This is a genomic window from Sodalis sp. RH14 (assembly GCF_047324285.1).
Taxonomy (GTDB): Bacteria; Pseudomonadota; Gammaproteobacteria; order Enterobacterales; family Enterobacteriaceae; genus Acerihabitans.
Genome location: NZ_CP178739.1, coordinates 2,472,141 through 2,497,626, shown reverse-complemented (window position 1 = coordinate 2,497,626; position 25,486 = coordinate 2,472,141). Strand labels below are relative to the sequence as shown.

Sequence of the window (25,486 nt, the reverse complement as noted above, 5' to 3'; positions counted from 1 at the left end):
GAAACACGCATCGGATATTACATGGGAGGCACGGTGCCGTTAACACCGGCCACAATACGCGCCGCCACGACATGATCCGCGCTGCCCGGCGCCGGGAACAGGATAATATGCGCGCCGGGTTTCAATAGCGAGCGATCACCGGGTGACAGTGTCACAACAGGCACGTCATCCGGCACCACAACCTTTTTTTCGCCGTTCTGGTACTTCACCGTCATGGTGCGTCCGTTGGCATTTACCAGCGTGCCCACGGTGCCGTTGGTCATGGTGCCGACCTGGCCGTCGGATCCCTGCCAGGGCCGGAACCCTTCGCCGGAACCGCGCAGCGACGGGTCGAACACATGGACTTCAAGGGCTTTTAAGGTGCCGTCCGGCTGCGGCGCCGCGGCGGTGCCGATAAAGCTATTCGGTTTAATATCGCTGATTTTACCCTGCGCCACCGCGGAAATGGTGGTTTTGTCATTCAGGGTGGCGGTGACCGCCGCGCCCTTGCGATCGGTAAACTTCAGCTGGTCGCCGCTGAACTGCGTCACCGTGCCCCGCACCGCCATCGGTCTGGCGGGGGCGTCCGCCGCCATGACGGCGGGGGCGCACAGCGTAAGCATGCCCAGCAGCATGCCGGATAAAAGGGTATAACGAGCCATGAACGTCTCCTGTTCCAGTTTTGCGGCCTGTGGCGCGCCGGATATAACATTTTTTATACGACTTTATAACATTACGCGCGTTTTTGACATTTGGCTTGGGCAAAAAACGCTTTCGCGGCGGGAAGATGTTGAAAGATATTTCAGCATGAACGGCATCAAGGCCTGGCGCAGACAGAATAAAGCGGCGGCAGGGCATGGCGGCAAGATGATTAAAAACGCGTGACCAGGGCGCGATGCATGGCTCACATCCTGTGGGCCATCCCGCGGGCCAACGCCTGCGGCGTTGTGCTAAAGCGCTCCCGGGTGTCGTGGTATGGCTCACCTCCCTGTGGGCCAACGCCGTATCATTCAGGGTTTGAGGATGACTTTGGTCCAGCCCTCGTCGCGATCGTTAAAATGCTGGTATGCCTCCGGCGCCTGCGCCAATTGCAGGCGATGGGAAATAATTTGTGACGGTTTCGCCTTGCCCTGGTGAATCAGGCGCGCCAGCTGACGGTTATAGGCCTTGACGTTGGCCTGGCCGGTGCGGATTTGCTGGCCTTTAAACCAAAAGCTGCCGAAATCGAACGGCATTTTACCCTCTTTGGCCAGCTCCTGGCGCGCACCCGGATCCTGCGGAACAAATACCCCCACCACGCCGATGCCGCCGGTGGCTTTGGTGGAGGCCACCAGGCTGTTCATGGTAACGGAGATATCCTCATGGCCGTGTTTATCGCAACACTGGTAGCCGACGCATTCGCAGCCGCAGTCGGTGCCGCGCCCGTCGGTCAGGTTTAAAATTTTCTCCACCGCCGCGTCGCCGACGCCGTTAATGGCCGTGGCGCCGAGTTTCTCGGCCAAGGCCAGACGGCTTGGGTGGGTATCCACCACAAACACCTGCGACGCGCCCTTGATGATGGCCGAATGGGCGGCCATCAGCCCCACCGGGCCGGCGCCGTAGATGGCGACGCTATCGCCCGGACGCAATCCCGCCAGTTCCGTGGCGTGCCAGCCGGTGGGGAAAATATCGGATAGCATCACGTAATCGTCCTCTTTCTCCTGCGCGTCGCGCGGCAGCACCAGACAGTTGAAATCGCCGAAGGGCACGCGCAGCAACTCCGCCTGACCGCCCTCATAAGGTCCCATTTCGGCAAAGCCGTAGGCGGCCCCCGCCGATCCGGGGTTGGCGGTCAGGCAGAACCCGGTCAGCCCGCGTTCGCAGTTTTCACAAAACCCGCAGCCGATGTTAAACGGCAGGCAAACATAATCCCCGACCTTGATGCGCTCCACCCCCGCCCCGGTTTCAATAACCCGGCCCAGGTTTTCATGTCCGAAAATACGGCCCGTTTCAAAGCTGGTGCGGCCTTCATACATATGCAAATCCGAACCGCAGATATTGGTGGTGGTGATGCGCACCAGTACGTCGGTTGGCTTGATGATTTTCGCGTCCGGCATATCCTTCACCGCCACATCGCGTGGACCGTTATAAACGACTGCTTTCATGATTTCCTCCGGAACATGTCACTGTGATTTGGGGCAAAATGGTTTCTATCCGCATGCTTAACGGATAGACCAAAAGCCGCCGGGGCGCTATTAATGATGAATTTTTTTACACAAAATACCGTGGCGGATCGCTATGACAAGCGAGGCGGGACGTGCGTTAGAGTGAGATGACCTGTGGCATAAGGCGCTGAATAAAGGCTAATTAATCAGTATTGATGAACAGTGATCGGCGCAATACGACCCTGCGGGTACAACATCATGCCCCGCTCGGCGGCGGGGCATGATGCCTGGCGGTTAACGGTTAACGTCGACGACAATCCGGCCACGGACTTTGCCGTCCAGCAGCGCGCCCGCGGTGGCGATGACCTCGCCCAGGCCGATTTCCCGGCTGATGCTGTTTAACAGGCCGTCGTCCACCAGGGCGGCGATTCGCTGCCAGGCGATCAGGCGATCGGCCACCGGGCGCATCACGCTATCCACCCCGGCCAGGGTCACGCCGCGCAGGATAAACGGCGCCACGCTTGCCGGCAAATCCATGCCCTGGGCCAGGCCGCAGGCGGCCACGGTACCCTGGTAGCGTAAACCGGCGCAGACATTGGCCAGCGTATGGCTGCCGACGCTGTCGATGGCGGCGGCCCATTGTTCCTTGCCCAGCGGACGCCCCGGCGCGGAAAGCTGCGCCCGGTCGATAACCTCGGCTGCGCCCAGTTGCCGCAGATGTTCCGCCTCCTCCTGACGCCCGGTGGACGCCGTTACCTCATAGCCCAGGCGGGAGAGGAACGCGATGGCAAAGCTGCCGACGCCGCCGTTGGCGCCGGTAACCAGTACCTTGCCCCCCGCCGGCGTCACGCCGTTTTTCTCCAGCGCCAGCAACGCCAGCATGGCGGTATAACCGGCGGTGCCTATCGCCATGGCCTGCCGGGCGGTCAGCCCCGTGGGCAGCGGGATCAGCCAGTCGCCGTTCAGCCGCGCTTTTTGCGCCAGCCCGCCCCAGTGTTTTTCCCCCACGCCCCAGCCGTTAAGCAGCACCGCGTCGCCCGCTTTAAAAGCGCTATGATCGCTATGCGTGACGATACCGGCCAGATCAATGCCCGGCACCAGGGGGAACGTGCGTACCACCGGGCCTTTACCGGTAATGGCCAGCCCGTCTTTATAGTTGAGCGTGGAATACGCAACATCTATCTGCACATCGCCCGCGGGCAGCTGCGCCTCGTCCAGGCGGGTATGGCGGGCGCGATAGCCTTGTTCGTCTTTCTCAACCAAGATTGCGTTAAACATGCTGATTCCTCAAATGGTCTTTAAATATCGTGAGCCCGGCAAGGGTTCAGCGCGGCAGACCGGCGAAAAACCCGTCGGCGAACCGCTGTAAAGGTTGGGGGCCGCCGGCCAGCCGGGCGCGCATTACCGCCCCTTCCCAGCCGATCCAGAAAAATTCCGCCAGGCCTTCGCAGTCCGCGTCCGGCGGTAATTGCCCGGCGGCGCGCGCCAGCCGCAGGCAGCAGGCGACCCGCTGTTGCCATTGCTGCAAAATGTCGCTGAGCTGGCGGCGGTAGCTTGCCGGCAGCACGTTGATTTCCTGCCCGAGATTGCCCACCAGGCAACCGCGTCTGAAATCGTATTTCGCCATGCCCAGGCTGAGGTCGGACACCAGCGCCCGCAGGCGCTCCAGCGGCGGCAGGGTTTCGTCCAGCAGCCAATGGTCCAGCTTGCGCAGAAAATAGCGGCCGTAGTAGTCGATAATCGCCTGCCCGAACGCTTCCTTGCTCTCGAAGTAGTAGTAAAACGAGCCTTTCGGCACGCCCACCTGCTTCAGGATGCCGTCGATACCCGAGGCGCTGAACCCCTGCTCGGTCAGGATAGCGGTACCGCAGCGAATCAGATTTTCACGGGTATCCGGCTGGTCCCGGGCGATTTTCGGCGGACGCCCGCGCCGCGCGGCAACAGTTTTTTCATTCATGGTAATAATATAGACCGATCGTCTATAAAAATCGAGTGTAACCTGTTCCGCCGCGCGGTTTATTGCGCCGGATCATGATCCGGCAAACGCCAGGCCAACCGGCCTGGCGAACGTCGCGGGCAGCGTTACCCGGCGGAATCAGTCATGCGCGGCGACCGCGGCAGGCGCCGGCTCCGCCTGCAATTGCGTCGCCGGCCGGTTCCGGCCGCGCATAAACCACGCCGGGATAATCGCCAGGAAGAAAAACACCGCCACGATATAAAACCCGTCCTGATAGGCGAACAGCTGCGCCTTCGGCACCAGCATGGTTTCCAGGTAGGCCATTGAGCCGGGATTCACGCCTTGCGGTAAGCGGCTGCCGAACGGATTGCCCCAGTGGGAATAGAGCAGCGCCAGGCGGGAGATGGATTCCGCCGCCGTGGCGTTGGCGGCCGTCAGCGCCTGCGCCAGGGCGTCGCCGTGAAAAATGGTACGCCGGTCGATAATCACCGACAGCAGGTTAACGCCAAAGGCGCCGCCCAGCTGGCGGACAAAATTAAGGCTGCCGGATCCCTGGGCCAGCTTATCCGCCGGCAGCGCCCGCAGCGCCCCGGCGTTCAGCGCCGGCAGCATAACGCCCAACCCGATACGACCCAGCACGACCCACAGGGCCATGGTCCAGAAAGGGGTATCGACATCGACGCCGCCGGACAGCCAGCAGGACAGGCCGAAAATCGCCAGCCCGGCCATCACCGGCAGATGCGGCGGCAGGCGATCGCTCAGTTGTCCGGCAATGGGAAATATCAGTCCCAGCACCAGCCCGGAGGGCATCAGCAATAATCCGGAGCGGGTGGGCGTATACCCCTGCACGGTTTGGACAAACAGCGGGATGATATAGGTGGAACCGTAAATGCCGGCTCCCAGCGCGAAGGCCACCACGCACCCGGCGGAAAAACGCAGGTTATTGAATACCCGCAGGCTAAGCAACGGCTGCGGCGCCACCAATTCCCACAGGATAAACGCGGCGGCGGTTATCAGGGCGGCGGCAAACATGCCGATAATAAAAAAAGAATCCCATCCCTCGCGCTGGCCGTTGGACAAACCGGTGAGCAGCGTGATCAGCGCGCAGACCAGCAGCAAAAACCCGAGGCCGTCGAACCTGCGGCGCGGCGCGGCGGCCTGCTTATCCAGCCCCGGCAGGATAACCATCGCCGCCGCCATGCCGGCAACGCAGAATGGCACCACCACCAGAAAGACAAAACGCCAGTCGTACTGATCGACCATCAGGCCGCCGACCGTCGGCCCCAGCGCCGGGGCCAGCACCACGCCCACCCCATAGATGCCCATGGCCTTGCCGCGCTGCGCGGGAGGAAATACCTGCGAGAGCACCACCATCGCCATCGGCTGGATAATGCCCGACGCGCAACCCTGCAGCACCCGGGCCAAAATCACTTCGGCGCCGCTGGCGCTGGCAAAGCCCAGCAGGCTGCCGGCGATAAACACCGCCAGCGCGCCGACAAACGCCCGTCGGTAGCCGAACCGCTCCAATACCCAGGCGGTCATCAGCATGGTGGCGGTCATCGAGGCTAAAAAAGCGGTGGAGAGCCATTGCACCTGATCCTGCCCCAGGCCAAACGCCCCCATGATATCGCGCATGGCCACGTTAACGATGGTGGCGGTGGCGGTGGTGGCGATGGTGCCCAGCATCACCGTGCCGGTGGCCAGCCAGCGATACGCGGGACCAAAACGCTGCGCCTGGGTCTCAATGGGCGACATTGATGGCCACCTCAACCATCAGGCCGGGTTTCAGCCGCGCGTCGGCCTGGTCAAAGGCAATACGCACCGGCACCCGCTGGGTGATTTTGGTAAAGTTGCCGGACGGGTTGGGACTGGGCAGCAGGGCGAATTGATTGGTGGCGGTATTGCCGACCCGGATCACGTGCCCATGGGAAACCAGATCGGGATAGGCGTCGATGCCGATATCCACCGGCTGGCCCACCGCCACTTTATTCAGCGCCGTTTCCTTAATGTTCGCCTCCACCCAGACGTTGTGCGGATCGTGGACCATCATCACCCACTGTCCTGCCTGCACATAATCCCCCACATCGCCCAGCGTACGATCCACCACGCCGTCCACCGGCGAGCGCAGGGTGCGATCGGCGATTTCCTGGGTAATCTGCTGCGCCTGCGCCGTCAGCGCCACCAGCTGCTGGCGCTGCATATCGATCTGCCGGTCCAGCACCTGCAGCTGCCCGCGCTGCGCCCGGGCATTGGCCAGCGCCGCCCGCTGCGACAGCAGCTGCGCCTCGGCCTCCCGCTGCTGATCCTGACGCTGCAGCAGGGCGGTATGGCTTTCATCCCAGGTCTTGCGCGGCGTCAGTCCGCTTTTCACCAAACTATCGTCACGCTGGAAATTGGCTTGCGCCAGCGCCAGCTGATGCCCGGCGTCGGACAGCGTCGACTCCGCCACGGTCAGCTGCGCCTGCGCCTGCTCAAGGGTGGCCTGGGTGGTTAAATCGGCGGTCTGGCGCTGCGCCTCGGTATAGCGGATTTGCGCATTGGCGGATGCCAGGTCGCCTTGCACCGCCGCCAGCCGCAGCCGGGCGTCGCGGTCGTCGATCTGCGCCAGGACCTGGCCTTTTTTAACATGATCGCCATCCATCACCGGACGCGCCACCAGCCAGCCGTCCACCCGGCTGGCCAGGGTCACCACCTCGCCGCTAATATGGGCATCATTCTCGGCCACATGGGCAAAACGCCAGTCAAGCCAGGTGATAAACCAGATAGCCAGCGCTATCACCACCACCAGCCCGGCGATAACCCAGGTTTTCTGCCGATTGTTAAGACGTTTAAACCGGGTGAGGGACAGAAATCGCCGCTCGTGTACACCACTATTCATACGGGTTCCCTGTCGACGACGGCCAAACTGACCAGCACCTGTTCCAGCAAACGGTTCATTTGTTCGATATCGTTATCGTCCACGCCGGCCAGCGCCCGATCGCGCACCTGCTGGGCCATCCCCTCCACCTGCTGGACCCGCTGCATGCCGGATTCGGTCAGATGGATCTCTTTGGCGCGGCGATCGCTGCCTTCGCGCCGCTCGATAAACCCCTGGTTTTGCAGGTTATCCAACAGGCGCACCACCGAGGACGCATCCAGATAAATGGCTTCGGCCAGGTCTTTTTGCAGCATCGGCTTGTCCGCGCGCGCCAGGTATAACAGCGGCACCCAGGTGGCTTCCGTCAGGCCATAGGGCTGGAGCTTGCGATCGATAACCCGCCGCCATTGCCGCGCGGTCTGGGCAATCAGGTTGGCGAAATGGCGCTTGGGCGACGGAGCGGGCAGCGTTGAATCGGTTAAAGACGAGGTAGGAGTTGATGACATAGGGAATAGATTCCAACACATTAGTTGATATATAAATAATAACTCCCTGCACCTATATATTGTCAAGACTTTACCGGCGCGACACGCCATTCCCCCTGCCCCATTGACCTTACTGGCGATTACGAGGCATTATCATTTGGTCAACATATTCATAATCATCGTAAAAGTGATCCCGCATTGCGATTTTGTCAGAGGACGCATTGATGCTCCGCCGTTTTTTTAGCTACTACCTTCCTTATAAGCGCTTGTTTGCGCTCGATTTCGGCTGCGCCATTCTCGCCGGCCTGCTTGAGCTGGGTTTTCCCATGGCGGTAAAACTCTTTATCGACAAATTACTGCCCGCCCAGGACTGGGTGCTGGTATGCGTCTCCGCCGCCGGCCTGCTGCTGATTTATTTGCTCAATACCGGGCTGATGGCGGTGGTTAACTATTGGGGTCACGCCCTGGGCGTGGGCATAGAAACCGATATGCGCCGCGAGGCGTTTAATCATCTGCAGAAGCTCTCGTTCCGTTATTACGACAATACCAAGACCGGCCACATCATCACCCACGTCACCAAGGATCTGGAGGAGGTCGGCGAAATCGCCCATCACGGCCCGGAAGATCTGTTTATCGCCCTGATGACGTTTATCGGCGCGTTTATCCTGATGGCCACCGTCCATGTGCCGCTGGCGATGCTGACCGTTATCATCGTCCCCGCCATGACCTGGCTGGTCAGCAGCCAGGGCGCGCAGATGACGGACACCTGGCGCAAGCTGTTCCGCCAGGTGGGTAATTTCAACGCCCGCATCGAGGAGAGCATCGGCGGCATCCGCGTGGTCAAGGCCTTTGCCAACGAACGCCGGGAAGAAGCCCTGTTTGCCCGTGATAACGACAGCTACCGCGCCACCAAGCTGCGCGCCTACCGCATCATGACCGCCAGCCTGACCCTAAGTTATCTCAGCACCCGCCTGGTCCAGCTGATCGTGATGGTTGCCGGCACCTGGTATGTTATCAAGGGCGAGCTAAGCTACGGCGGTTTTGTCGGTTTCCTGCTGCTGGTGGAAGTCTTTTTCCGCCCGGTTGCCAAGATTTCGGCGGTGCTGGAGAGCTATCCCAAGGGCATTGCCGGCTTTAAGCGTTTTACCGGGCTGATGGATACCGTGGCCGATATCACCGACCGCCCCGCCGCCCTGGCGGTGGACAGCCTGCGCGGCGATATCGTCTATCGCGACGTCAGCTTCGGCTACCGGGCCGATAAACCGATCTTCAGCCATCTGAACCTGACCATCCGCGCCGGCGAAACCGTGGCCTTTGTCGGCCCGTCCGGCGCGGGTAAAACCACGCTGTGCTCTTTGCTGCCGCGCTTTTATGATGTGGATGCCGGAAGCATCAGCGTGGACGGCATCGATATCCGCGATATGACCCAGGCTTCGCTGCGCGGCAATATCGGCATTGTGCAACAGGACGTATTCCTGTTCGGCGGATCGATCCGCGAAAATATCGCCTATGGCAAACTGGACGCCACCGATGAGGAAATCTGGCAGGCGGCGCGGCGGGCGCGCCTTGACGAGCTGATCGCCGCCCTGCCGGAAGGACTGGATACCCTGGTGGGCGAGCGCGGGGTAAAGTTGTCCGGCGGCCAGAAGCAGCGTCTGTCCATTGCGCGTATTTTCCTGAAGAACCCGCCGATCCTGATCCTCGACGAAGCCACCTCGGCGCTGGATACCGCCACCGAGCAGGCCATCCAGCACTCGCTGTCCGACCTGTCACGGGGACGTACCACGCTGGTGATAGCCCATCGCCTGGCCACTATCCAGCATGCCGATCGCATCGTGGTGGTGGATACGCAGGGCATTATTGAACAGGGCAGCCACAAGGAACTGCTGTTGCGGCACGGCACTTATGCCCGCCTGCATCAGGCCCAATTCGGCGCGGCCTGATTGCCGCGCGAATTAACCGAATAGCGTTGAAGTTATGTTAATGAAATAACCTCAACGACTATTCTTTTTGACCAAAAACAATAATCATCCATTAATTACAAGACAATGCAATTATAACTCAGGGTATTATATCTTGTGACTCATCTCGCCTATTAATCAATTTTCTCGTAATAACACCCCTATCTTAGATTTGACGCAACGAATTGTGTGGTCAACAGGCCGATATTAGCGGTTAACAAAAAACGTTAACTTTCTTTGAGGAATGTATGGACTTCTTTATTCAACTGGCCGTTATTCTGGCCTGTCTGTTATACGGCGCCAGAAAGGGCGGTATCGCCCTCGGCCTCCTGGGCGGTATCGGGCTGGTTATCCTGGTTTTCGTCTTCCATCTCGAACCCGGTAAACCCCCGGTCGACGTCATGCTGGTGATTATCGCCGTGGTCGCCGCCTCCGCCACCCTGCAAGCCTCCGGCGGCCTGGACGTCATGCTGCAAATCGCCGAGCGACTCCTGCGGCGCAACCCCAAATACGTCTCCATCGTCGCCCCCTTCGTCACCTGCTGCCTGACCATCCTCTGCGGCACCGGCCATGTGGTCTACACCATTTTGCCCATCATCTACGACGTGGCGATTAAAAATAATATCCGCCCAGAACGTCCCATGGCCGCCAGCTCCGTCGGCGCCCAGATGGGCATTATCGCCAGCCCCGTGTCGGTCGCGGTGGTCTCCCTGGTGGCCATGCTCGGCAATGTGTCTTTTAACGGCCGCCACCTCGACTTCCTCGACCTGCTGGCCATCACCGTTCCCTCCACCCTGTGCGGCATCCTGGCCATCGGTATCTTCAGCTGGTTTCGCGGCAAGGACCTGGATAAGGACGAGGTGTTCCAGAAATTTATCGCCGACCCCGAAAACCGCCACTATGTCTACGGCGATACCGCCACCCTGCTCAACCAGAAGCTGCCGCGCAGCAACTGGGTGGCGATGTGGATTTTCCTCGCCACCATCGCCGTCGTCGCGCTGCTGGGCGCGATGCCGCAGCTGCTGCCGGTGTTCGGCGGCAAACGGCTGTCGATGGTATTGGTTATCCAGATGTGCATGCTATTTTCCGGCGCCCTGATTATCATCGCCACCAAGACCAACCCGGCGGCCATCTCGAAAAACGAAGTCTTCCGCTCCGGCATGATTGCCATCGTGGCGGTCTACGGCATCGCCTGGATGGCGGAAACCATCTTCGGCGCGCACCTGGCCGAAATCGAAGCCAGCCTCGGCGCCATTATCAAGGTCCATCCCTGGGCCTACGCGCTGGCGCTGCTGGTGGTCTCGAAGTTCGTCAACTCCCAGGCCGCGGCGCTGGCGGCGATTGTGCCCCTGGCCCTGGCCATCGGCGTCGACCCGGCCTATATCGTCGCCTCGGCGCCCGCCTGCTACGGCTATTATATCCTGCCGACCTATCCCAGCGACCTGGCGGCTATCCAGTTTGACCGTTCCGGCACCACCCATATCGGCAAGTATGTCATCAACCACAGCTTTATCCTGGTGGGCCTGATTGGCGTGGGCGTCTCAAGCCTTGTCGGCTGGATCCTGGCCGCCGCCTACGGCTTTTTATAATAATCCGCTAGAAAATCCCGCCGCATTGCGGCGGGATGCGGGCGGATGCGCAATCTCTGAGCAAACAGACCCTTTACGTCCCTTCCCCCTTTGACATCGCCCACCACCATCGCTATTATGCGAACCCAGCGATTCCTCTGTAGTTCAGTCGGTAGAACGGCGGACTGTTAATCCGTATGTCACTGGTTCGAGTCCAGTCAGAGGAGCCAAATTCTGTTCTGTGGATGTCTACCGATGTCCATAGGTCATTGATAGAAGGATGAAAACCATCCTTCTATGCTCCAGCGACGTCCACTGAAATCCACCTGTATCCGATACTTTTAAGTCCATGTTTAAGTCCATCGGAAATGCGGGTGAGTTTGGTTCCGGATTGTTGCTTTATGATTGTTCGATTGGAAACCAGAATCCAGCTCTGACCAACAATCAGGAGCTACGATCATGGCACTTTCCGATACCGCAGTCCGCCGGGCCAAAATTACCGGCAAAGCCTATACCCTCTCCGATGATGCCGGCCTTTCGCTTGCTGTTTCACCCAAAGGTGGAAAAACCTGGCACTTCCGCTATTACTGGGGCGGAAAACAAAAGCGCATTTCTCTCGGTTGCTATCCAAGCGTCACACTCCGTGAAGCAAGACAGTTAAGAGATCATGCTTCTGCTCTGTTGGCAAAAGGCATTAATCCACGGACTGCCCGTGAGCAGCAGCGCTATGCCACCTTTCTCGCCTCTGAGAACAGCTTTGAAACCGTATTCAAGGAATGGACTGAATACCGGGCACTCACGTCGAAAGAAGGCAGAAAGTCGCCTCTTTCCCAGTGCCAGCGCGTTTTCAAGAATGATGTCCTGCCGAGAATTGGCAAAACATCTATTTATGATGTCCGCCGGACCGACCTGTTACAAATCATGAGCAGAATTGAACACCGCGGCGCATTCACCGTTGCCGAAAAAGTCCGCGGCTGGTTGAATCAGATATTCCGCTTTGCTTTAGTAAAAGTGGAAGGATTGGAGAATAACCCTGCTACCGACCTGAAGGTGGTCGCACTGCCTAAACCCCCTTCTGTCCATAATCCCTTTTTATGGATGCATGAAATCCCGGCTTTTTTACAAAACCTACGTCGTTATCCTGGCCAACCGAACACCCAGATGGGGCTTCGCCTGTTGCTGCTGACCGGTGTTCGCACCGGCGAGCTACGCCTGGCGACACCAGAGCAGTTTGATCTGGAGCGCGGGTTATGGTTTATTCCACCGGATAACGTAAAACAGCTAAAAAAGCTTTTGCGCAAGAATGGAAGACACTCGCAAGATATCCCGCCCTACACTGTCCCTTTATCTGTACAGGCTATTGAAATCATCTACCACTTGCTCGGAAATAGTAGACCTGCACAGCGATTCCTATTTCCCCACAATTCTGACCTGAAAAAGCGCATGAGTGAAAACACACTCAACCAAGCCCTCAAACGAATGGGATATAAAGATCGTCTGACTGGCCACGGTGTCCGCGGCACAATTTCAACGGCACTGCATGAAATTGGTTATCCAAAGGCATGGATAGAAGCACAGTTATCTCATACCGACCCGAACAAAGTGAGCGCAGCCTACAACCATGCGGCCTACGTTGAACAGCGGCGGATCATGATGCAGGACTGGGCGGACCGTCTTGATATGTTAGAACAAGGGCATATGGAAGCCGCCAATAGCCGGTTGGTTATTCAAATCGCGGGGATCCAAACAATGTCCGGCATGGATTCGGACATAACTTGTGAACCCTCTCAGGTGATAAGTGTCAATAGGGAATTTAACTGGGTTGACCCACGCATGCACCATCTTTCGGCGCTTGGGCAAGTCATGAATTCGGTTATAGTCCCGCCCCACCGGGATTCGAAAAGTAAGCGATTCAGATAATCGCTTACCCCTAACCGAACATTACGCGCCTTTAATCAGAAAAGTGATGTACGTGACAGAATTTAGGACGGTCCTCCCTTAGAGCCCCTATATGTAACAAAGCGCTTTGAAAAGAGACGTTAAACATTTCGCCATGAGTGAGTCCGGGATACGGCCAGTATGCCGCTGGCAGCCCATTCGCACGAAGGCTGGCCAGCGTTCTGCGGACTTTGCCCAGGGCATCCCCGACCTCACCTTGTACAATTTTTCCAGGAGCGTCAGCACCTTCCATAAGATATAGCTGCTTGTCATGGAAATTTCGTTTATTTATAGACTCCAGCCTTCTCAGCAGTGCGAAATCATCTCTTTCCAGAGACGGACTGGCGGCGTAATAAAATTTAAAAAAGGATGATGATAAATAAGATTCCATAACAAATAATCCTCCATAGGAATGCCCCCAAATCCCTCGTTTATCGGGGTTTATTTTAATATTTTTTTCTACTGCAAGAGAAATTCTGTCTTCAAGCAGTTGACGAAACATCGCGCTGCCGCCGCCTTTCCGGCCATAACGTTCAGAATCACCGTGTTCCTTACTATTCTGTTTGCCCGGTGGCGTATAATCATACGCCCGCGCGTTCGGTTCGAAGGGGAATTCTGTCTGATATCCAATGGCTACAATTACAGGCGGTGTTTTTTCTGAAAGCTTCCTCAGAAGGGTGTCCGACAACCTGTCCATGACGGCGTTTCCATCAAGCAGATAAAGGATGGGAAAACCTGATGTCGGGGGAGATTTGTCTGGGATGCCCGTCCATATCTTGTAATGTCTTTTCCCGTCCGCGGAGTCGAATCTCCTTACACTGAAATGATAAAAAGAGGATCCCCGGTCGGCAATATTCGACCCCAGTGGTTTCATATCCGGTTTGCCATAACTGTTCCCGGCATACAGGAGTATTATGAAAAACACGGCTGAAAACATCGTCATGCATTGATGACTATTTCGATATTTTCGGCCATTCATTTATGTCTTCTCCGTATTTGCCTATTGATAACTGCATCTGAACACCTTTTAAAGAAATATGCCTGAAAAGGTGTCCGGTTTTAGTCGACTGTTACAGTACGGTGAGTCCGTCGATAAGGGCTCCACGCCACCATGCAAAATCGTGGCCGCCGGTATAGATTGAAAGATCGCTATCTACGCCTGCCGCGAGCAGCCGTTGGTGCAATTGTTGGACATGAGGCACCATCGCGCCTTCCAAAGCGCCCACGCATAGCCGGATCCGCACCTCCTTCGGCGGCGTGGCCAGCACGTGTTCGCTCACCCAGGACGTATCATTCTCGGTGAACATGACGGGACGCCGGTTCCCATCCGGGGTCCACCACAGGGAGGGTGAGTGGCAAAGTACGCAGCCGAATATGCCAGGTGCATGCAAAGCTGCCATGAGTGCGGTAACGCCGCCAAGACTTTGCCCGGACAGTACAGTCTTTGAACGGCCAGCCCATGTTCTATCAGGATATTCCGCACGTACCTGAGGCACCAAGCGCTCGGCAATGTCGAATACGAGCCCGCTATAGCCACCCAGGATCGCACAGCGGTCGGTTTCATCAAGGTTGTCGATTCCTAGCACGGCCAAGGGGCCGATACGGCCATTATTGATGGCGACGTCGATGGCCCCAAGGATTCCTATGTGGTCGAACCAGGTCTCGGCGTCGAGCAATACCAGTAATCCTAAAGGCTCTGACCTGGGGACGTCGGGAAGATAGAGGCGCACGCGGCGCTTGTGGCCAGCGATAAATGGATACAACGTGGCGAGCACGCCGCGATGGGCGCGGGGTACTCCAGCCCACTCTCTTTCAGCCCACTCTCTTTGCTCTGGAGCCAGATCCAGGGCCAGGATAGACTCCTGTGCGTCCCCTCGTACGTTGATGCCAGGCGCCTTGTTAAACGGGTCGGGTCGACCGACAAATGGCGGTCGGCGGCCACCAAGCTGCGAGATAAGTTCGGGTGAGGTTCCCTTTGGAATTTCGATGATCGTGTATGATCCGCGGTACGTGGCCGGCAACCGTAGAGTCAGCATCCAGATGTCGCTAGACGCTACGTGGGTCATTAGCCCTTTGACGACATTGCTTTTGTCGGTCACACGGTTCAAGCGGACATAAACACCCTGCAGCGGCGTTCCCGAGCGCCATAGAAAGGTGACATCGCGGTCATCACTTTTATCGTTAACCTCAGTGACTAGAGGAATATCGACAGATTCAACGTCTCGCCAGAACGACGTGATGTCCGGCGGTGTGCGTGTTGCCAGCGGTGTGCGTATGCGTGCTGCGGCACCGACATCATCGGGCGATAAGGGCGGTATATTCCTCATTTTTGGCATTCCATGAAATATAAAGGTGGTGGGTAGTGTAGCGACCAATAAAAATTGGCCATTACATTAGACTGTTCATGGAACAGACGCGCTGATTCATTTGATGTTAGGCCGCCATTATACCCGTGGGATCTGATGGCACTGCACAAATCCTGTGATATAGCGAATTATGGCAGACTTGACCCCGGTGAGCTTTGGCAGCCGGTCGTCGGCACCATTCCGTCATAAGACTCCTGAAAAACCGTTGCATCGGATTGTTAGCCCAGCAGTTCCCCCGCCGATTTATGCTCTGCGTCATCCTATAGCGCCACAGCGGAGGAAACGGCGGCACCGGCGCTATCATGCCACAGTCGCGCGTAGAGGCCATCCAACGCAAGCAGCTCCGCATGCGTACCGTACTCGGCGATACTGCCGCCCTCCAGCACGGCGATCGCATCGCATCGACAGGCGGTGGTGAGTCGATGGGCAACCACCAGTACCGTTCGGCTATAAGCACGAGCGCCATCGGACAGAGACGTCATCAACGTCTCCTCTGAAGAACGATCCAGGCGGGAAGTGGCCTCGTCGAGCAGCAGGACATGCGCATCGGCAAGCTGCGCACGGGCCAACGCAATGAGCTGGCGCTGCCCAGCCGATAAATCCATCCCGCCGTTGTTCACCGGCGTCCGAAACCCTCGCGGCAAGGCACGCATCGTATCGAGCAGCCCAACCTGCAACGCCGCGCTTTCCACCTCCGCATCCATGCTCCATGGACGCGAATAGCGGATGTTCTCAGCGATATCGCCGCTGAACAACGCCACATCCTGCTCTACTAAGCCCACTTGGGAACGATAGTCGGCAAGTGACATCTCCTCGACGGCACGTCCCCCGATGCGAATCTTGCCGCTCGAGGGGGAATAGAGCCCGGCGATCAGCTTGACCAGGGTAGATTTTCCGGCACCGCTGCGACCCACCACCGCCACTACCGAACCCTCCGGTATGGACAGGCTTAGCCTATCCAGCGCAGGCTCGCTGCCGCCGGGATAACAAAATGTTACGTCTTCAAGCCGAAGCTCTCCCTTCATGGCAACTACCGCAGACGGATCCGAAGGTTCCATTTCCTCCGCTCCCTCGGTGGCCAGCAGTGCGTCAATATGCTTCCCGCTGGCGGAAGCTTGCTGGTAGGCATCGACAATGCCGGACAATTGTTGCACCGGCCCGTAGAACTGCCCCAGTAACAAGAAGAATCCCGCCAGCACGCCTGCGGTCAATTCACCTTCGGCGACGCGGGATGCACCCACCAACAGCACGGCGGCGTAAGATGCCTCGGTACAGAAGGTAAGGAATGGAAAGTAGACGGCAAGATATTTCTGAGCACGCACGCGGGTGGCGCGGAAGCGGTCCGACAGCGCACGCAGCTTGGTAGCCTCCAGATCCTGCTGCCCATGCGATTGCACCACGCGAAGCCCTGACACTTTCTCTTGCAGGGTGCTATTGACTTTGCCGATCTCTATGCGCGCCTGGGCATAGGCGGGTGAACTCAAACGGCGGTAAATCCATGTGGCCAGTATGACCACCGGGACACCGCCTAGCGCAACCAGGGCCAGGACCGGGTCGAGCCAGAACATGGCTATCGCAATGGCTACCATGGTGACCAGGCTGGTCGCGGCGCCGGCGAGACCGTTTTGCAGAAACCGTGCTAGTGCATCCACGTCTACCGTCATTCGGGTGAGCCGGGTATCGACGTTCTGCTCATGGTAAGGTAGGCCTAGCCGCAACAAATGCCCGAAGCTTCTTAACCGAACCGTGTGCTGCACGGTTTCCGCCGCGCGCGCCGAGACCACTGTCTGCAATGAATAGCAACACCAACTGATGGCAACCAGGCACAGGGCGAGCGCCGCACACATTCCGATCATGGCCAGGTTGCCCGCAGCTACGCCCGTGTCGATACCACGCTGCAAGAGCACGAGCACGCCGACGCTCGCTGCCGAGTCAACCGCGATCAGCATGGCCGCGGCCACAAACATCCACGCCACGGGGACTAACAGCGACGCCACCCGCCGCCCCTCACCTGCCTGTGCCAACCGCACCGCCCGTTCGGGCACGCGACTCATGCGTTCACGGAAACCTTCGCCAGCCATGGCCGTGGTGTCTTCATCGCCCTCACCACCAGGGGCCCCCAGAGAGGAGATTGGCTCGGGCCAGAGTATCGCGGTCGAAACGGGGGGTTTCTCCAGGAAATCGCCTGCGCTTGACATGAGGGAAACGAATGCCGGACAGCGCGCCTCAAGCTCAGCCTGCGTGCCGATATCGGCAACGCGCCCTTGCTCTAGTACCACAATCCTGCTGGCCAACTGCAACGTCGAACGCCGACGTGCTATAACCAGAAGCATGTGCCCATGGTCGGAATATCGGCCAAGCGCGGCGTTGATCTCTGCCTCGGTACCGGCATCAACTGCTGAAGTGGTGTCGTCCAGGATCAGTACACTTGGCGCTGTAAGCAACGCACGTGCGAGCGCAATACGCTGTCTTTGCCCACCGGAGAGGTTTGTCGCGCGCTCGGTAAGCCGGGTCTTGAACCCCTTCGGTAGCGCTAAAATGAAGGCAGTGGCTCCGGCCGCGTCAGCTGCATGGCTAATGTCCTCTTCCGTGGCATCCGGATGGCCATAGGCGATATTCTCGGCGACGGTGCCGGCAAAAAGAAAGGTATCTTCGAACACCACGCCAACCGCGCGACGCAGCTCTTCCAGTCTGAGATCGGCAATATTCTGCCTACCCCGCTCAGTGTTGAGCCACAGGTGCCCGGCGGTCGTATCGTAGAACCGTGCGAGCAGCATCAACAAGGTCGATTTACCCGAGCCAGACGCCCCCACTACCGCGATAGTCTCTCCCGCACTGATAGAAAACGACACGTCGCGCAGTACGCCAGCGCCGCCGCCGTAGTTGAATCCGACACCCTCCAATGCCAATCCAACAACTTTTCCGGCAACGGACTGAGACCCATCTTGCATTTGCGGCCGGGTGTCGATGAGGGAGAAAACGCGCTCGACCGAAGCCTGGGTACGCTGAGCAATCACCAGGAACGAGGCAAACACCCGGGTAGGGCCGGTCAGCATGGCGAGGAAACTGGCAAAAGCCACGAACGTTCCCAGGTCGATCCGTCCGGCCATCACGGACCAGCCGCCGAAACACAGCAACACGATTTGACCAAGCACCGGGAGTGCCAGCATGGTGGCGCCCGGCATGGCCTGGGCGATCGCCGAACCAATACGCACGCGTACCATATGCCGCGACTGGCGGTCCAGCCATTGCATCTCACGCAACTCCCCCACACAAGACTTGACGATGGAGATCTGCGTGAGAACCTCGCGCATGTGCTCTGTCAGATGAGCGAGCCTGTCCGAAGCCAGGCCCGTCTGCGCAAAAACACGACGGCGCGCGCGCAGCGCCGTCACGGCTAAACCGGCCAGCACGGCGACGACGATAAGCGTCATGGTCGGCGACATCCACAACATCACCGCGAGACCCGCAACGTAATAGGTAAGGACGGCCAGAGGCACAGGACACATCTGCAACAGAGTATGCATCTGCTGAAGATCGCTATTGGTGCGCGAAATAACCTGCCCCGTACGCAGGGCGTCTTGACCGGCCCCATCAAGTTTTTGGATACTGTCGAAAGCCCTTCCCCGCAAAGTGTGCTGAACCCACAACGAAAGTTCCCCGGCATAGCCGCGGCGCACATAGTTGCCGACGAAATCGAACAGCGCAATGAACAGCAGTCCAGCGGCGAGCCATGGCAACCCTGTGGGATCGCCAGCCAGTGCATCGTTAACCGCCTGGCGGGTAAGTAAAGGCGTCAACGCGGCCAGGATAATAGTCGTCACCGAGGCAAGTACCACAATGATGCTTAACGTCTTACGTTCCCAGCACACGCTGGCAAGGCGAACTATCCAGGAGCCAGCCGGCATTGGAGAATGGGCGGTGAGCATCAAGCCTCCTTCATCTGCGATAGAAGAGATCCATGGGTGCAATGGGCAAACCGCACCCAGACAGATCCAGTTAAAAATTGCGTCAGCGCACGCCCCGTGGGAATCCTTTGCGGGTAAAGGCAGCACCATCACAATGGCGTAACATAATCGTAGGACGGCTCTAGTCAGCCATGCTTCAGTTTTGCAACAAGGCTGTCAGCAACTTCGCATGGGCTAGCTTGCGTAGCCATTTCGGCAGCGACCTGTGCTGAAGCTGCACGCAGTGAGGTATTACTCAGGAATGTATTGATCAAATCGCTGGTCAATCCATCCTCGCCGGGGATGATCCCGCATCCCCGCTCCACGACAGCCTTGGCATTGACAGGACGATCCGCCCCTTGGCCAAACACGATCTGCGGTATCCCTGCGTGTAAAGCCGTAAGGGTGTTACCCGCCCCCCCATGATGAATAAATCCATCGGCGCCGTTGAGAAACACGCCCAGCGGAATCCAGTCGACAAGCCGTACGTTTGGCGGCAGCTTGCGCAAATCAGAACGCGCATTAGCTGATAGCTGTAAGATGATGTCGGCATCCACTTCGTCGGCCGAGTCCATAACCCACGAAATCAGATCCAGCCCATCGACCATGGGCTTGACGGTGCCAAGACTGACCAACAAACGTTTCCGGTCTGGCGCCCTCTCCCACCATTCCTCCCAGACTGCCCCTCCGTTGTAGGGTACATACTGCATTGAAATGATGGGTTCACCTTCATTCTGCAGAATACTCATACTCGGCGGCGTGACATCGATCCATGCCAGATCGCGCGGCGGCGCATCGACACCATGGCGGGCGTAGGCATCGGCCAACGATCGCGTCACCCCTTTTATATGCCATGGGGTGTGGCCGAATCCGACGGTTTGCATGACCACGGGGATACCATACTTAGCCGCAATTAATGGCCCTACGACGCCCAGCGGCGGATACACGATCAGGTCGGGCCGCCATTGCCCTGCGAATTCAACCAAGCGGTCGGCCATCTCTTCACTAAAGAAAGAGAAGTTCCCCATTCTGGTGCCTATGTTGCTCTTCTTCCTCATATCCTCCCGACGCCGATAGTCGGCCTCCGAATCGAATCCGGGCGCGGCATCGAACGCCACCAGGCCGGCCTCAGCCGCCTTTTGCGCAAATTTTCCCGTGCTCGCGATCACAACTTCATGCCCATTCACACGAAAAGCCTGAGCAAGAGAGAACACTGGATACAACAGGCCATACAAAGGTGGACCAACAAAGAGAATACGCATGAGAAAATCCCTCTCCGCTTGACGAACTGAAATCTGGAAGTTAACGCAAACACCCAGCCCGCTGAAGCGGCTCTGTTTTTCCAGTCAAGCCACCAATCAGCTAATCGAAGCTGAGATCCCTTTGAATTCCTATGGGGCGCTTAATCGGCGACCCAACAACGTAACTATTGCTTTTCCACCGTCAGATGCCCCAATAGGGCATCAGTCAGATAAAATCATAATTTGCAAATACTAATGATAATAATTACCAATATCATTAGTATTTGCAAGTATTATCTGACCCATCAGTGAAGCTGGGAAAGCGTGTAAGGACGGTAGCACGCCTACGGCGTGAGCGTGTCTGCTTCGCGGACCCGACAGCACGACCCCTGCTTTATGTTGAGCGCACGCAGCAAAGTGTTCTGCCAACGTCACTGACGCGGTCGCCAGAGTGCAATATCAGCATGACAGTGAATTTGCGGGCATGGTTTTTGTCCCGGATTTTATGGATAGTTTTCTGCATCGGGCCGCGAGAGGGATTGCCCTACCCGCAGCCCTCATACGTCAGTATGTGTTATTGGTTGGCATCAGAAATGCAAACCTAGTTGCATATAGTAGGTTCGACCCGATTCGTTGTACGTCCGCGCGCCTGCGCCATAGGCATAGGTACCGGAATTCCCGGAGGTAGTCGAGTTGCCCTCCCGGAAGTGTCGTTTGTCCAGGAGGTTATCAATCCCTCCGGTCAAATCCACGGATTTGTTAATGTTATACGTCGCGCTCATACCAAACAGAGCGTAAGGGGACACCTGCCAGGTTTCGCTGCCGGTGGTGGTTTCTCCTTTGGCGTTATATTTCTTGGGTTTTTGCTTGCCATACCATGTCATCGTACCCTGCACGGACAGGTCGTTCCTGGCCTGCCAGTCCAGCGTCGAATTAATCGTGTATTTCGGGATGATAGTCAGGTAATCACCGGTGGTTTTGTTTTTATTTTCGATGATATAAGTGAAGTTGTTCTTCATCATCACCGTTTCACTCAGCGGGAAGTTAAGCGTACCTTCCAGGCCCTGGACTACCGCTTTAGGGACATTCTCCCACTTGTAGATGTCTGATGTACTGTTGGAGTATTCCGCTGCTTCGCCCGCCTCAATCTTGTCGCGGTAGTCATTGCGATACCAGGTCAGACCAGCCTGCACATTATCGTGATGATATTCAATCCCGACCTCTTTATTGACGCTGGTTTCGGCCTCCAGATCCTTATTCCCCTGCAGATAGCAGCTGCCGGCGCTGGCATAGCATCCATTGCCGCTGCTGTATAACAGGTAGTTAGGGTTGGTCTGATACAGGTTCGGCGCTTTCCAGGCCCGGGCAATACCCATCTTCAAAGTGAAATCATCGCCCAGTTCCTGAGACAGATTTAATGCCGGGCTGAGGTTGCTGCCGGTGATGGTCTGATGATTAAACCTCAGCCCCGGTGTCAGACGGGTGGAGTCGGTTAGATCAATATTGTCCTCGGTATAAAGGCCGTAAATATCCGCCGAGCTGTAGGCACTACGGCCGGAGCTGGACACACCGCTTACCGCGCCGCCGGATGTTGTGGTCAGCGTATTCGAGGTGGGATCTTTCATCGTCTGATGATTCATCTCCGCACCAAAGGTGACGGTCTGGTTAACCCACATCTCGAAAGGGATATTAATATCGGAATGCAGGTTGGTATCGTTCAGATAGATGGTGGAGAACCCTTGATCCGCGCTGCTGAACATACCTTCAACGCCACCAGACAGCCCTTCCTTCAGGCGGGAATTACGTGTTTTTTCAAACTGAATGTAGTTACTGGTAGTTATCCCGTTATCCCAGGCACCGGTGTATTTCAGACTCAGATCCTGACGATAGATGATGTTTGTCTCTTTGCCGTAATACTTTTTCACCAGCGTGCTGGTGTTGGTGTTTTGGGTATCCCCCGCATAGAGATTACCCTGACGGCTGAAACCGGCATCCAGCTCCAGCGCCTGCATCGGCATAAATTCCCAGCGCAGGGCGGTATTAATATTTTTATTAATGACACCCTCACGGCCAGCCGGCACCATACCGGCATATCTCCCGGTACGTTCAGCCTCATGACCGCTGTTGATGTCCTGTGCATCTGCCTGGGTTTTGCTCCAGTTTCCATAGAGGCGCATGGTCAGGTTATCAGCCAGCTCCCCGCTCAGGTTGGCGTTATAGCGTTTGGTAGCACCTTCAGATTTGTGCTCTGGTACGCTGAAATAGCTATTGAAACTGCCGTGCCACTCACGGGCTGCCGGTTTGGTAATGATATTCACCACCCCTCCCATGGCGGCATTGCCGTACATGGCCGCAGCCGGGCCGCGAATGACCTCGATACGCTCAATCATCTCGGCGGGCACCCAGTTGCTGTCACCACGGGTATCACGTTCGCCACGCCAGCCATAACGTACGGAATTGCGGCTGCTCACCGGCATGCCGTCAACCAGGATCAGGGTATTTTCCGGCCCCATACCGCGGATATCGATCTGGCGGTTGTTGCCGCGCTGGCCACTGCTGGAGTTGCCGGTCAGATTCACACCCGGCATGGTGCGGATAATTTCGGAAACATCACGCTGAATGGGGTGTTTTTTGATGGCCTCGCTGTTAATTATCGACACACCAGGCGCCTGCAGGTTTTGCTTCGCCGCGGTCACTACGATGGTATCGCCCGCCGTTGCCGCGGCGCTGTCGTTATCGGCAAGCGCTGACGCACCGTCGCTTGCCTTGGCGTCGCCCACCGTCGCGGGGGATGATGCCGGCGCGGTGGTAGTACTGTCGGCCGCGGGCGCGGCCAAAGGAAATGCCAATGTCCCCAGGCCCAGACTGATTAGGGTCGCTAGGGAGTAACCTGATAATGTAGTATTCATAAGTTCCCTGAACTGCAGCCGATCTTGAGACTGCCCAAGCGAAATCCGGCAGTATGAACGGCCTGATATGTTATAAAATTGATAAAATAAGCAGTTTTTTCAGTAACTGCCCGGCAGCGAAAATGTAATGTTAAATCACTGTTAACATTACGTTATCCCATCGTTCAGTCACTCCCTTGACAAATAAAACGACCCTTGATGGAACTTTTACACATTATTGCAAATGGAAATAATTATCAATGGCATTTAGATTGTGTTTCGCATTTAAAATTTCACATTCAGGATTTAAACGAGGAATCAAGCCCAGCGGTAACTATCTACGAAGTTGACAGTTACCGGGCTTACGATGCTAGTTGCCTTAAATACTAAGTCTTATTCCGCGCGCGCTAAAAGAATCAATATCCAGTTTTATCTGCCGCAACCGCTACGCTGCTGGTCGCTGCGCCGACCTCATGGATACCGTCATCCCTCTTACCGGTCACATCAAGAATGGCAATGAAAACATAGCGTTCCTCGTAAGCTTTTAGAAAACCACTGCGGTTTATGTACCAAGACATTTAATGATCTTTACCATCATTAGCGGTGCGGCCATCAATACCGCACCTTATCCCGATATCCTATGGTTACCACCAGACTTCAGCTTGGGCACCAACGGTAAATTGATCGCTCTTACTGTCGGCAAACTCAAACTGACTAATGCCATTCCCCAGCACTTTCAGGTAGGCGCCGTAACAACGAATTTCCGAACGTGAGGTGCGCATACTGGTACCCAATTTAAAAGTCTGGAGCAGCGTGGTTTTATATCCTTTCTCGTGATATTCCACGCCACCAGTTTTATTTTTCTGATCAAACCAGCCTAATCCAATGCCTGTCTGGTGAGTGTCGCTCCAGATATAAGCGGGACGGATAACTATGCGGACATGGTCAAAATTGGTAAAGACGCCAAATTTGACCTTTTTTTTGTCGGCGACGCGCTGGCCACCAGCGTACACCGCCTGCCGTCCACTATGGCGCGGCTCGAGCCGCTCACGCTGTTGGCCACCCTGGCGGTCTCCACCCGTCATATCGGCCTGGCGGCCACCGCCTCCCCCACCTTCAGCGATCCCTTTACGCTGGCCCGCGCGTTTTCATCCCTGGATCATATCAGCCGGGGCCGGGTCGCCTGGAACGTGGTGACCTCGTATTCTACCAATGTGGCACGCAACTTCAGCCGGGAGGATATGCCCGACCACGCGGCGCGCTATGCCCGGGCGCGCGAATTCCTCGAGGTAGCATTTAAGCTGTGGAACGGCTGGCGGGATGGGCGGTGGTGGCCGATCGGACCAGCGGCCGCTATTTCGACGACGACAAGATCCAGCCGATCAACCATCACGGCGAACATTTTTCGGTGCAGGGACCGCTGAACATTTCCCGCTCCCCCAGGGGCGGCCGGTGATTATTGAAGCCGGGTCCTCGGCCGATGGCCAGACGCTGGCGGCGCAGACTGCCGAGGTAGTGTTCACCGCCAGCGCCTCCCTGGAGGAAGGACGGGCGTTTTATCGCAGCCAGAAACAGGCGGTGGCGGCCGCCGGACGCGATCCCAAAGCAGTGCTGATCTTGCCGGGGGTGATGCCGATCGTCGGCCGCAGCCGTGAGGAGGCCCGGGAAACCTGGCGTCAGCTTAACGCGCTGGTGGATATCGACAACGGGCTTGACCAGCTCTCCGCCCGCTTTGGTCTGGATCTGCGCGCCTACCCGCTGGACGGGCCGGTACCGCCGGTGCCGGACGGCGAGGGAAATCAAAGTCGCATCAAACTGTTGACCGATCTGGCGGCGCGCGATGGCTTGACCCTGCGCGAGCTGGCGGCGGTGGCCGCCGGATCCCGTGGACACCGGGTGGTGGTAGGCAGCGCTGACGATATCGCCGATGACTTCCAGCAGTGGCTGGAGGCAGGCGCGGCGGACGGCTTTAACGTGATGCCCGCGATTATGCCGGAACAGCTGGATCTGTTTATCGAGCTGGTGACCCCAGAGCTCCAGCGCCGAGGGTTATTCCGCACCTCATACCCTTTCGCCACGCTGCGCGAGAACCTGGGGCTACCGGCGGCGAGCTGAGCACGCCCGCCCCAGACCTCCCGCGCCTGAAGAACGTTTT

Annotated in this window: 16 protein-coding genes, 1 tRNA gene and 3 pseudogenes; 5 read left to right on the top strand and 15 right to left on the bottom strand. The window is 57.4% G+C overall.

Annotated features, from left to right (window positions below):
- Positions 1 to 17: 17 nt before the first annotated feature.
- The 7 genes from ACL2XQ_RS11425 to ACL2XQ_RS11395 form a co-directional block, all read right to left on the bottom strand.
- On the bottom strand, positions 18 to 641 hold the full coding sequence (locus ACL2XQ_RS11425) for a hypothetical protein (protein WP_413728156.1): 624 nt from the start codon (positions 639 to 641) through the stop codon (positions 18 to 20).
- 348 nt (positions 642 to 989) lie between these two features.
- Positions 990 to 2,123, bottom strand: coding sequence for a glutathione-independent formaldehyde dehydrogenase (locus tag ACL2XQ_RS11420; protein ID WP_413740358.1), 1,134 nt, complete (start codon positions 2,121 to 2,123; stop codon positions 990 to 992).
- A gap of 294 nt (positions 2,124 to 2,417) precedes the next feature.
- A complete protein-coding gene (locus ACL2XQ_RS11415) occupies positions 2,418 to 3,401 on the bottom strand; it encodes an MDR family oxidoreductase (RefSeq protein ID WP_413740357.1) in 984 nt (327 codons plus the stop codon).
- A 46-nt stretch (positions 3,402 to 3,447) separates the two neighbouring features.
- On the bottom strand, positions 3,448 to 4,080 hold the full coding sequence (locus ACL2XQ_RS11410; RefSeq protein ID WP_410014629.1) for a TetR/AcrR family transcriptional regulator: 633 nt from the start codon (positions 4,078 to 4,080) through the stop codon (positions 3,448 to 3,450).
- Between the two features lie 138 nt (positions 4,081 to 4,218).
- Positions 4,219 to 5,835: a DHA2 family efflux MFS transporter permease subunit gene (locus ACL2XQ_RS11405; protein ID WP_410014628.1), complete on the bottom strand. Its 1,617-nt coding sequence runs from the start codon at positions 5,833 to 5,835 to the stop codon at positions 4,219 to 4,221.
- Positions 5,822 to 6,958: an HlyD family secretion protein gene (locus ACL2XQ_RS11400; RefSeq protein WP_410014627.1), complete on the bottom strand. Its 1,137-nt coding sequence runs from the start codon at positions 6,956 to 6,958 to the stop codon at positions 5,822 to 5,824. The genes ACL2XQ_RS11405 and ACL2XQ_RS11400 overlap by 14 nt, the downstream gene beginning before the upstream one ends.
- On the bottom strand, positions 6,955 to 7,443 hold the full coding sequence (locus ACL2XQ_RS11395; RefSeq protein WP_410014626.1) for a MarR family winged helix-turn-helix transcriptional regulator: 489 nt from the start codon (positions 7,441 to 7,443) through the stop codon (positions 6,955 to 6,957). Before ACL2XQ_RS11395 ends, ACL2XQ_RS11400 begins: the two co-directional genes overlap by 4 nt.
- Before the next feature lie 203 nt (positions 7,444 to 7,646).
- On the opposite strand from ACL2XQ_RS11395, the gene ACL2XQ_RS11390 reads away from it, so the two are divergent.
- From ACL2XQ_RS11390 to ACL2XQ_RS11375, 4 genes and pseudogenes are all read left to right on the top strand, one after another.
- Entirely contained in the window at positions 7,647 to 9,365 is a 1,719-nt protein-coding gene (locus tag ACL2XQ_RS11390; protein ID WP_413740356.1) for an ABC transporter ATP-binding protein, read from the top strand.
- 266 nt (positions 9,366 to 9,631) lie between these two features.
- Positions 9,632 to 10,972, top strand: a complete 1,341-nt coding sequence (locus ACL2XQ_RS11385; protein WP_413728155.1) for an anaerobic C4-dicarboxylate transporter — start codon at positions 9,632 to 9,634, stop codon at positions 10,970 to 10,972.
- Between the two features lie 133 nt (positions 10,973 to 11,105).
- Positions 11,106 to 11,181, top strand: a tRNA-Asn gene (locus ACL2XQ_RS11380).
- Positions 11,182 to 11,410: 229 nt separating this feature from the next.
- Positions 11,411 to 12,668, top strand: a pseudogene (locus tag ACL2XQ_RS11375) (tyrosine-type recombinase/integrase); the annotation flags it as partial.
- Between the two features lie 234 nt (positions 12,669 to 12,902).
- Here ACL2XQ_RS11375 and ACL2XQ_RS11370 read toward each other — a convergent pair.
- The 8 genes and pseudogenes from ACL2XQ_RS11370 to ACL2XQ_RS11335 form a co-directional block, all read right to left on the bottom strand.
- Positions 12,903 to 13,868 carry an alpha/beta hydrolase gene (locus ACL2XQ_RS11370; RefSeq protein ID WP_413730265.1) on the bottom strand — a complete coding sequence of 322 codons (966 nt, stop codon included), beginning with the start codon at positions 13,866 to 13,868 and terminating at the stop codon, positions 12,903 to 12,905.
- A 91-nt stretch (positions 13,869 to 13,959) separates the two neighbouring features.
- A complete protein-coding gene (locus ACL2XQ_RS11365; protein ID WP_413730264.1) occupies positions 13,960 to 15,216 on the bottom strand; it encodes an alpha/beta hydrolase-fold protein in 1,257 nt (418 codons plus the stop codon).
- 299 nt (positions 15,217 to 15,515) lie between these two features.
- Complete coding sequence (iroC, locus tag ACL2XQ_RS11360) at positions 15,516 to 19,184, bottom strand: salmochelin/enterobactin export ABC transporter IroC (RefSeq protein WP_413730262.1); 3,669 nt, start codon at positions 19,182 to 19,184, stop codon at positions 15,516 to 15,518.
- A gap of 164 nt (positions 19,185 to 19,348) precedes the next feature.
- Positions 19,349 to 20,464 carry a glycosyltransferase gene (locus tag ACL2XQ_RS11355; RefSeq protein ID WP_413730261.1) on the bottom strand — a complete coding sequence of 372 codons (1,116 nt, stop codon included), beginning with the start codon at positions 20,462 to 20,464 and terminating at the stop codon, positions 19,349 to 19,351.
- A 376-nt stretch (positions 20,465 to 20,840) separates the two neighbouring features.
- Positions 20,841 to 20,966: pseudogene (locus ACL2XQ_RS11350) on the bottom strand (IS630 family transposase); the annotation flags it as partial.
- A gap of 64 nt (positions 20,967 to 21,030) precedes the next feature.
- Positions 21,031 to 23,352 carry a TonB-dependent siderophore receptor gene (locus ACL2XQ_RS11345; protein ID WP_413730259.1) on the bottom strand — a complete coding sequence of 774 codons (2,322 nt, stop codon included), beginning with the start codon at positions 23,350 to 23,352 and terminating at the stop codon, positions 21,031 to 21,033.
- A gap of 395 nt (positions 23,353 to 23,747) precedes the next feature.
- Positions 23,748 to 23,909 carry a hypothetical protein gene (locus tag ACL2XQ_RS11340; protein WP_413730257.1) on the bottom strand — a complete coding sequence of 54 codons (162 nt, stop codon included), beginning with the start codon at positions 23,907 to 23,909 and terminating at the stop codon, positions 23,748 to 23,750.
- Between the two features lie 66 nt (positions 23,910 to 23,975).
- Positions 23,976 to 24,344, bottom strand: coding sequence for a carbohydrate porin (locus tag ACL2XQ_RS11335; protein WP_413730255.1), 369 nt, complete (start codon positions 24,342 to 24,344; stop codon positions 23,976 to 23,978).
- On the opposite strand from ACL2XQ_RS11335, the pseudogene ACL2XQ_RS11330 reads away from it, so the two are divergent.
- Positions 24,294 to 25,446 (top strand): annotated as a pseudogene (locus tag ACL2XQ_RS11330) (LLM class flavin-dependent oxidoreductase); the annotation flags it as partial. The gene ACL2XQ_RS11335 and the pseudogene ACL2XQ_RS11330 overlap by 51 nt on opposite strands.
- Positions 25,447 to 25,486 lie beyond the last annotated feature (40 nt).

What these genes read in the sequence shown, in the direction of transcription:
- ACL2XQ_RS11425 (WP_413728156.1), bottom strand. Translation starts at nt 641, where the DNA reads ATGGCTCGTTATACCCTTTTATCCGGCATGCTGCTGGGCATGCTTACG.
- ACL2XQ_RS11420 (WP_413740358.1), bottom strand. Translation starts at nt 2,123, where the DNA reads ATGAAAGCAGTCGTTTATAACGGTCCACGCGATGTGGCGGTGAAGGAT.
- ACL2XQ_RS11415 (WP_413740357.1), bottom strand. Translation starts at nt 3,401, where the DNA reads ATGTTTAACGCAATCTTGGTTGAGAAAGACGAACAAGGCTATCGCGCC.
- ACL2XQ_RS11410 (WP_410014629.1), bottom strand. Translation starts at nt 4,080, where the DNA reads ATGAATGAAAAAACTGTTGCCGCGCGGCGCGGGCGTCCGCCGAAAATC.
- ACL2XQ_RS11405 (WP_410014628.1), bottom strand. Translation starts at nt 5,835, where the DNA reads ATGTCGCCCATTGAGACCCAGGCGCAGCGTTTTGGTCCCGCGTATCGC.
- ACL2XQ_RS11400 (WP_410014627.1), bottom strand. Translation starts at nt 6,958, where the DNA reads ATGAATAGTGGTGTACACGAGCGGCGATTTCTGTCCCTCACCCGGTTT.
- ACL2XQ_RS11395 (WP_410014626.1), bottom strand. Translation starts at nt 7,443, where the DNA reads ATGTCATCAACTCCTACCTCGTCTTTAACCGATTCAACGCTGCCCGCT.
- ACL2XQ_RS11390 (WP_413740356.1), top strand. Translation starts at nt 7,647, where the DNA reads ATGCTCCGCCGTTTTTTTAGCTACTACCTTCCTTATAAGCGCTTGTTT.
- ACL2XQ_RS11385 (WP_413728155.1), top strand. Translation starts at nt 9,632, where the DNA reads ATGGACTTCTTTATTCAACTGGCCGTTATTCTGGCCTGTCTGTTATAC.
- ACL2XQ_RS11370 (WP_413730265.1), bottom strand. Translation starts at nt 13,868, where the DNA reads ATGAATGGCCGAAAATATCGAAATAGTCATCAATGCATGACGATGTTT.
- ACL2XQ_RS11365 (WP_413730264.1), bottom strand. Translation starts at nt 15,216, where the DNA reads ATGAGGAATATACCGCCCTTATCGCCCGATGATGTCGGTGCCGCAGCA.
- iroC (WP_413730262.1), bottom strand. Translation starts at nt 19,184, where the DNA reads ATGCTCACCGCCCATTCTCCAATGCCGGCTGGCTCCTGGATAGTTCGC.
- ACL2XQ_RS11355 (WP_413730261.1), bottom strand. Translation starts at nt 20,464, where the DNA reads ATGCGTATTCTCTTTGTTGGTCCACCTTTGTATGGCCTGTTGTATCCA.
- ACL2XQ_RS11345 (WP_413730259.1), bottom strand. Translation starts at nt 23,352, where the DNA reads ATGAATACTACATTATCAGGTTACTCCCTAGCGACCCTAATCAGTCTG.
- ACL2XQ_RS11340 (WP_413730257.1), bottom strand. Translation starts at nt 23,909, where the DNA reads ATGTCTTGGTACATAAACCGCAGTGGTTTTCTAAAAGCTTACGAGGAA.